General features: G+C 69.4%; 6 protein-coding genes. All 6 read right to left on the bottom strand.

Annotated elements, in window-relative coordinates; genetic code table 11:
- Positions 1 to 36: 36 nt before the first annotated feature.
- On the bottom strand, positions 37 to 3,813 hold the full coding sequence (locus tag AC1DSC_RS28045; RefSeq protein WP_436287111.1) for a molybdopterin cofactor-binding domain-containing protein: 3,777 nt from the start codon (positions 3,811 to 3,813) through the stop codon (positions 37 to 39).
- A 133-nt stretch (positions 3,814 to 3,946) separates the two neighbouring features.
- Positions 3,947 to 4,450, bottom strand: coding sequence for a (2Fe-2S)-binding protein (locus AC1DSC_RS28050; RefSeq protein ID WP_436287110.1), 504 nt, complete (start codon positions 4,448 to 4,450; stop codon positions 3,947 to 3,949).
- Positions 4,428 to 5,588 (bottom strand): ABC transporter substrate-binding protein, encoded by a 1,161-nt coding sequence (locus AC1DSC_RS28055; RefSeq protein ID WP_436287109.1) that lies wholly within the window; start codon positions 5,586 to 5,588, stop codon positions 4,428 to 4,430. Before AC1DSC_RS28055 ends, AC1DSC_RS28050 begins: the two co-directional genes overlap by 23 nt.
- A gap of 65 nt (positions 5,589 to 5,653) precedes the next feature.
- Complete coding sequence (gene pncA, locus AC1DSC_RS28060) at positions 5,654 to 6,376, bottom strand: bifunctional nicotinamidase/pyrazinamidase (RefSeq protein WP_436287108.1); 723 nt, start codon at positions 6,374 to 6,376, stop codon at positions 5,654 to 5,656.
- A gap of 54 nt (positions 6,377 to 6,430) precedes the next feature.
- Positions 6,431 to 7,165 carry an ABC transporter ATP-binding protein gene (locus AC1DSC_RS28065; RefSeq protein ID WP_028256307.1) on the bottom strand — a complete coding sequence of 245 codons (735 nt, stop codon included), beginning with the start codon at positions 7,163 to 7,165 and terminating at the stop codon, positions 6,431 to 6,433.
- Positions 7,162 to 7,968, bottom strand: a complete 807-nt coding sequence (locus tag AC1DSC_RS28070) for an ABC transporter ATP-binding protein (RefSeq protein ID WP_012745350.1) — start codon at positions 7,966 to 7,968, stop codon at positions 7,162 to 7,164. The genes AC1DSC_RS28065 and AC1DSC_RS28070 overlap by 4 nt, the downstream gene beginning before the upstream one ends.
- Positions 7,969 to 8,220 lie beyond the last annotated feature (252 nt).

An 8,220-nucleotide genomic window follows, 5' to 3' on the forward strand; every position in this document is an offset into this window, starting at 1 on the left:
CTGCGCAAGCGGAAAGCAGGACGCGCCGAGCGCCGCTTATTCGGCGCCGTGGCCGCGCGCGGCGCGCACGCGGGCGACTTCGGCCGGCAGGTTCTTCCACGCCGGCTCCTGCGGTGCGAAGCGCGCGCGCATGTAGCCCGCGAGTTCGGCGATCTGACGGTCGTCGAGGGCGTCGCGGAAGGCCGGCATGAAGCCGATGCCCTGGCTTGCGGGCTCGCGCACGCCATCGAGGATGGTGCGCAGCAGGTTGTCGGGCCGCGCGCTCGTGAGGTTGCCGTTGAGCGCGAGCGGCGTGTTCACGCCGAGCAGCGTGGGGCCGTCGCCGTCGTGATGGCACGACGCGCAGGCGCTGTCGAACATGCGCTGCGCGGGACCGAGCAGCCGGCCCTGCGTGCGCGCCGCGTTGTCGACCACCTGCTGCGCCACGGCCTGCGGATCGGCCGCGGGCGCCGGGTTGAACGAGGCGAGGTAGGTGGCCATCGCGCGCACGTCGGCATCGGGCACCTGCGCGAGTTCGCGCACCACCTCGGCCATCGGCCCGCCCGCGATGCCATGGCGCGGCGAGTGGCCATTGCGCAGATAGCGGTAGAGCGCGTCGGCGTCCCACGGCACGGCGGACTTCGACAGCTGCGTGAGCGCCGGCGCCTCCCAGCCATCGACCATCGCACCCGAGAGAAACGCGCTGCCGCCCTGCTCCGCACCGAGCGCGTTGCGCGGCGTGTGGCAGGCGCCGCAGTGGCCCAGGCCGTTGACGAGGTAGGCGCCGCGGTTCCACTCGGCGCTTTGCGTGGCCACCGGCTGCAGCGGTGCGGGGTCGTGGAAGAGCGCGTTCCATCCGGCCATGAGCGGCCGCATGCTGAACGGAAACTTGAGCTCGGCCTTCGGCGTCTCGGCGCGCACCGCGGGCATCGACATGAAGTAGGCGTAGAGCGCCTGCAGGTCGTCGTCGCTGGTCTTCGCGAAGGCGGTGTACGGGAACGCCGGGTACAGGTGGTGGCCGTCGCGCGAGACGCCCTCGCGCATCGCGCGCTGGAAAGCGCTGAACGACCAGCGGCCCAGGCCCGTGTCGGCATCGGGCGTGAGGTTGGTGGTGTAGAGCGTGCCGAAGGGTGTCTGCATCGCGCGGCCACCGGCATTGGGCGCGCCGCCCGGTGCGGTGTGGCACACGGCGCAGTCGCCGAGCGCGGCAAGCACGCGGCCGCGTTCGATGGTGGCCTCGCTGTAGACCGGGGCGCTGAGCGAAACGGGGGCAATGGCGGAGCGCCAGCCGAGCAGGCCGGCGATGAGGCCGAGGCCGCCGATGAAGAACGCGGCGCTGGTGGCCCAAAGGCCCTTGCGCGCGGGCCACGGCGCATCGGTCTTGCTCCTTCTCCCTCTGGGAGAAGGCTGGGATGAGGGTGCGACGGCGTCTCCATTCGAAGGCCGCTCGCCCTCACCCCAACCCTCTCCCGGAGGGAGAGGGGGCAAGTCCGAGGGCAACGGATTCAACGCCGCCAGCACCTTCTCCGGCGTGAACGGCGGCTCGCGGAAGCGCACGCCCGTCGCATCGAAGATCGCATTCGCGATCGCCGCCGTTCCCGGCACCGACGACGACTCGCCCGCGCCGAGCGAGGGTTCGCCGGGCCGCGGCATGTGCATGACCTCGATCACCGGCACGTCGCGGAAATTGATGATCGGGTAGCTGCCCCACTCGCGGCTCGCGACCACGCCCGAGGGCCGCACGTCGGGCAGCAGCTGCGCACCGGCCGCCGCTGCTTCTGCGCCCTGCTGCGGCGCGAACTGCACCTCTTCCTTGAGCGCGCGGCTCGTGGTCTGGATCACATTGCCGTGCACCTGGTGCTCGACGCCCGCGGGGTTGACCAGCAGCCCCGCGTCGTGCCCCACCACCACGCGGCGCACGTGCACCTCGCCGGTCCTGCGGTTGACCTCGACGTCGGCCACCCATGCAGCCCACGCGGCGCCGAAGCCGGGCCACTTGCTGTGGATGTAGCGCGCGTAGGCAAAGCCCTGGCCGAAGAGGATGTCGCCACCTTCACCGAGCCCGCCGTCGGCGTTCTCCTCTGGCCCCGTGCGCATGCGCCAGCCCGCCTTCTGCGCGGTGGCCTGCACCAGCTCGACCGCGCGCGGATCGCTCAGGTGGCGCAGCCGGAACTGCACCGGATCAACGCCGGCCGCGGTGGCCAGCTCGTCGATGTACGACTCGTGCGCAAAGGAATTCGGCAGCGCCGACACGCCGCGCAGCCACGAGGCGCGCACGATCGGCGCCATGTCGTTGACCTTCACGCGCAGGTTGTCGACGCTGTAGGGCGGACGCGCCGTGCGGTCGCCCATTTCGAAGGCCTGCGCCACCGGCTCGATGGTGCGCGTGAGCAGCAGCGCGAGCGTGGGCGCGCCGTTCGATGGATAGGAGGTTTCGAAGTCGTAGGCGGCGATGCGGCCGTCGGCCATGAGCCCGCCATCCACTTCCATGAGCTGTGCGGCGCCCTTGGGTTCCCAGGCATGCTCCTGCTCGCGCGTGAGCTGCACGCGCACCGGTGCGCCCACGGCGCGCGCGAGCAGCGCCGCATCGGCCGCCACGTCGTCGGCGCCGTTGCGGCCGTAGCAACCCGCGGCTTCCATGCGGATGACGTCGACCTGCACGTCGTCCAGGCCCATGAGCTTCGCGAGATCGGCGCGCAGCACATGCGGGTTCTGCGAGCCGGCCCAGCAACGCAACTGCATGCCGCTGCCGTCCTCCGGCAGCCACTCCGCCAGCGCACACGAAGGCCCGATGGACGCATGCATCTGGTAGGGCCACACATAAGTACGGTGCATCGGCTGCGCGGCCGCGGCGATCGCACCGTCGACATCGCCCTCGTCGACCAGCAGACGCTGCGTCGACGGGTTGTCTCGCAGGGCCTGCGCGAGGTTGGAAAGATCGGGCATGCCGGGCCAGGGCTTCCACCTGGCGCGCAGTTCGCGCAGCGCCTGTTCGGCGTGCTCCTCGCGCTCGGCCACGATGCCAACGAAGTCGCGGATCACGACCACTGCGCGAATGCCGGGAATGTGCGCAATCGACGACTCGTCCACCGACTCGAGCGTGTTGCCGATGAAGTCGCCGTGGTCCGCGCCCGCATATGGCGGGCGCACCACGCGGCCATGCAGCATGCCGGGCACGCGCATGTCGTGCACGAACACGAGGTCGCCCGCGAGCTTGGCGGGAATGTCGACGCGGGCCTGGCGCGTGCCGACGATGCGGTAGTCGGCCGGGTCCTTGGGCACCGCGGCGGGGTCGAGCCGCAGCACGGTCCGCTGTCCCGCCACCAGGTCCGCGTAGTTGACGCGGCGGTCCGGCGCCTCGGCCACGCGCACCACGCCGTTGCGCACCTGCAGCGCCTCGGCGGCCACGCCGAGCCGCTCGGCCGCGCGCGCGAGCAGCCAGGCGCGCGCCTGCGCGGCGGCCATGCGCAGCGGCTGTGCATGGATCTGGATCGAGGCGCTCGCGATCGTCGCGCCCTGGTTGGGCGCGCGTGCGGTGTCGCCGAGCATCATGCGCACGCAGGGCATGCCGAGCTCGAGCTCCTCGGCCACGATCTGCGCGAGCGCGGTCTGGATGCCGGTGCCGAGGTCGACGTGGCCGTTGAGCCCCGAGGCGCTGCCGTCGTCCCACACGGCGAGCAGGATCTCGTCGCCTTCGATCGGATTGCCCGCCACGGCCGTGGGCTGGCCGTTGGCACGCGCCGGCGTGGGCGGTGTCTCGCGCACGACCAGCAGCACGCCGTCGGCCGAGAGAAAGTCCGCGCGCGTGCGCGGCAGATCGGCGCGGCGCGTCATGGTCTTTGCTCCCTCTCCCCCTGGGAGAGGGCGGGGGTGAGGGCCGGCGGCGATGGCAAGGGCCGTGCCTGCGCGAAGGCCGATGCCCTCACCCTGACCCTCTCCCGGAGGGAGAGGGAACAAGACGGGCGGCTCATCGGTTTGCCTCCGCGCGCATCCGCACCGCCGCGCGCTGCACCGCGTCCAGAATCTCGATGTGCGTTCCACACCGGCACAGGTTGCCCGAGAGCTCGCTGCGGATGCGCGCCTCGCTCGCCTGCGGATCGCGCGCGAGCAGCGCCGCGGCCTGCATCACCATGCCGCTCAGGCAGTAGCCGCACTGCGCGGCCTGCGCGTCTTCGAAGGCGGCCTGCACCGGATGCCAGCGGCCGCGCGTGCCAAGGCCTTCGAGCGTGGTGATCGCGCGGCCCGCCACGCCGTGCGCGGGAATCACGCAGGCACGCGCCGCCACGCCGTCGACATGCACCGTGCAGGCGCCGCACTGCCCCAGCCCGCAGCCGTACTTGGGCCCGTTCAGGCCGAGGTCGTTGCGCAGCAGGTGCAGCAGCGTGGCCGCATGCGGCACGCCCTCGATCGAGCAGGCCCTGCCGTTGACCTGCAGGTACAGCGGCGGCTCAGCGCCGCAACTGGCCGTCACGGGTGTACATCTCCAGGTCCACGAAGGTCGAGCCGTTGTGGTTCTTCGCGCTGTACTCGACCGGAAAATCGCCGAAGCGCGCATTGCCGATGCCTTCGAGCCCGGCAATGAAGCTGTCGCGCGTGAGCGCCTTGCCCGCGCGGCGCAGGCCTTCGACCATCACGCGCGAGGCGATGTAGCCTTCGAGCGTGGTGTAGCTGTCGATCTTCTCGCCGAACTCGGCGCGGTCGCGCTGGTAGTCGGCCACGATGGGCACGCGCACGGCCTGCGGCGGCGGCACGATGCTGGCCGTGACCAGGCCCGCGAGCTTGCCTTCGAGCCGCTTGGCGGAACCGGCCGCGTCGGTGATGCCGACCGACAGCGTATAGAGCGGCGCCGCCCCGCCGTTCGCACGGTAGTCGCGCATGAACACTTCGACCATGCGCCCAGCCATGATCATCAGCACCGCGCCGGGCTTGGCCTCGGCCAGGCTGGCGACCACCTGCTTCGCGTCTTCGGCGGCAATCGCGAGCGGCAGCGTCTTCACGACCTGCACCTTGTAGTCGGCGGCCAGTTGCTCGCAGGTGGCGAGGTTCGACTTGCCGAAGGCGCTGTCCTGGTAGACCACCGCAATCGACGAGAGGCTGAGGGTCGAGAGATGGCTGATGATCTTGCGCAGCTCGAGGTCGTAGCCCGCGCGCACGTGGAACAGCAGGCGGTTGACCTTGGTGCGGAACGAGGTGGTGCCCACCAGCGGCGCGAACATCGGAACGCCGGCCTTCTCGGCCAGCGGCATCGCGGCCGCGAGGTTGCCGGTGGCGACGAAGCCCGCGAGCGCGAAGACCTTGTCCTCGTCGATCAGCTTCGCGGTGTTGGCGGCCGTCCTGGCGGGATCGTAGGCATCGTCGTAGCTGACGAGCTCGAGCTTGCGGCCGTTGATGCCGCCCGACTTGTTGGCGCGCTCGAAGTACAGCTTGATGCCCGCGCGGTAGTCGATGCCGAAGTCTTTCGCCGGGCCGCTGAACACGGCCGACTGGCCGATGCGGATGAGGCCGTCGGTCACGCCGTTGTCGGCGCGCGCCGAACGAAGAAGGCCCGGGCCCAGTGCCAGGGCTGCGCCGCCCGCCACCAGGGCGCGCCTTGAAATCGGAATCGTCATGCGTTGTCGAGCTCGTTGTTGTCGTTGTTGCCGGGCGGGTGTGAATGCGGCGTGGGTCGGTTTGCTCAGGCCGCCTGGATGTCGGCGGACTGGATGCGCTTGACGCCCTTGGCCGCCATCTGCTTCCATGCGGCGGCGAGCGAGCCGTTGAGGTCGATGGCGCGCGTGGCGTCCTCGATCACATAGACCTCGAAGCCGGCCTTGCGCGCATCGAGCGCGGTCCAGGCCACGCAGAAGTCGGTGGCCAGCCCGGCCACGTAGACCGTCTTGATGCCGCGCTGCTTGAGGTAGCCGCCCAGGCCGGTGGCGGTCTTGCGGTCGGCCTCCTCGAAGGCGGAATAGCTGTCGACGCCCCTGTGGAAGCCCTTGCGGACGATGACCTGCGCGGTGGGCAGCTTCAGGTCCTTGTGCAGCGCCGCGTCGTCGGTGCCCTGCACGCAGTGGTCGGGCCAGAGCACCTGGTTGCCGTACGAGAGCTTGATGCTGCTGAACGGCTTCTGCCCCGGATGCGCGCTCGCGAACGACGCATGGCCCTGCGTGTGCCAGTCCTGCGTGACCACGATGTTCTCGAACGAATCGGCCAGCTTGTTGATCACCGGCACCACCTCGGCGCCGCCCTTGACGGGCAGCGTGCCGCCATCGACGAAGCAGTTCTGCACGTCGATCACGATCAGCGCGGACTTGTCGTTCGGCTTGAGCTTCGGAGCCGCGAACAAGGGTCCGGCCGCGCCCAGCAGGCCCAGTGCGGCCGTGGACTTCAGAAGGGATCTGCGGTGCGAGTCGTGCATGGCGTGTGCTCCGGTGGTTGATGACAAAAAAGAAAAATGGCCGCGTGGGTGCGGCTAGACGCTCAGGTAGGCGCGGCGCACCTCTTCGTTGGCCGCGAGCTCTGCCATGGTGGCGTGGTAGCGGATCTGGCCCTTCTCGAGCACATAGGCGCGGTCGGATACCAGCTCGGCAAAGTGCATGTTCTGCTCCGACAGCAGGATGCTCACGCCCTGTGCCTTGAGTTCGAGGATCATGTTGGCCATCTGCTCGACGATGACCGGGGCCACGCCTTCGGAGGGCTCGTCGAGCAGCACCAGGTAGGGGTTGCCCATGAGCGTGCGCGCCACGGTGAGCATCTGCTGCTCGCCGCCGCTCATGCGGCCGCCCGGGCGGTCGGGCATTTCGCCCAGGTTGGGAAAGAGCTTGAACAGCCGCTCGGGCGTCCACAGCGGCGCCTCGCTGCCGTCAGCCCAGCGGCGCGGCGGCTGCTTGCCGACTTCGAGGTTCTCCATCACCGTGAGATCTGTGAACACGCGGCGGTCCTCGGGCACGAAACCCAGGCCGAGCTTCGCCGCGTGATGGGGTTCGCTCTTCGAGATGTCGTGGCCGAGGAAGCTGACGCTGCCCTTGCGCTTGGCGAGCATGCCGATCAGCGTCTTGAGCGTGGTCGACTTGCCGGCGCCATTGCGCCCCATGAGCGCGACGACCTCGCCGCGCCGCACTTCAAGATCGACGTCGTAGAGGATCTGTGCGGCGCCGTACCAGGCGCACAGCGAGTTCGCCTTCAACAGTGTTTCGTGCGTGCTCATGCGGTTGCTGCTCCCACGGCCGCGTTCACTTCGGCGGCTTTTTCTGCGATCTTCTCGAAGGTCTTGCCGCTGCCGAAGTACACCTCCTGCACCTTCGGATGGTCGCGGATCTCGAGCGGCTTGCCCTGCGCGATCAGGCGGCCGCGGGCCAGCACGATCATGCGGTCGGCGTAGGCGAACACCACGTCCATGCTGTGCTCGGTGAACAGCACGGCCAGGCCGCGCTGGACCACGAGCTCCTTGGTCAGCGCCATCAGCGAGTTGCGCTCCTTCGGCGCCATGCCGGCGGTGGGCTCGTCCATCAGCAGCAGCTTGGGCGCGTTGGCCATCGCGATCGCGAGTTCGACGCGCTTGACGTCGCCATAGGCGAGCTCGCTGCAGGGCCGGTCGGCCTGCGCCTTCATGCCGACCTGGTCGAGCAGCGCCAGCGCTTCGTCGCGCTTGTGGTCCGCCGCGCGGCGCCACATCGAGAACAGCTTGCCGTCATGCGAGAGCATCGCCATCTGCACGTTCTCGGCGACGGTGAGCGAGGCAAAGGTTTCGGCGATCTGGAAGGTGCGGCCCACGCCCTTGCGCCAGATCTCGCGCGGCTTCTGGCCCACGAGCTCATGGCCGTCGAACACGATCGAACCCTGGTCGGCCTTGAGCTGGCCGTTGACCATGTTGAAGGTGGTGGACTTGCCGGCGCCGTTCGGGCCAATGAGGGCCAGCAGCTCGCCGGCCTCGAGCTCGAAGCTGATGCCGTCGACGGCTTTGACGCCGCCGAAGGATTTGCCTAGGTTGTCTACTTTGAGGAGGGTCATTTCTGGCTTACTCCCTCTCCCTCTGGGAGAGGGTTGGGGTGAGGGCTGGCGGCCTTTCCATCGCTGCCGATCTTTCGATCTGTGCTGATCGTTTGCTTCCCGAGGCCGGGTCTCGCCCCGGCGGGCGACCTACTTTTCTTTGCTTCGCTGTATGGACCGGGGACCTGGGTAACAGGTGTGCGGGGACATAGTAAACACCTTGGGCGCTCAGTTTGAGGTGGCGGGATTGCGCAGATCCAGCCGCATGAAGCG

This window comes from Variovorax sp. 01N425, from assembly GCF_056399465.1.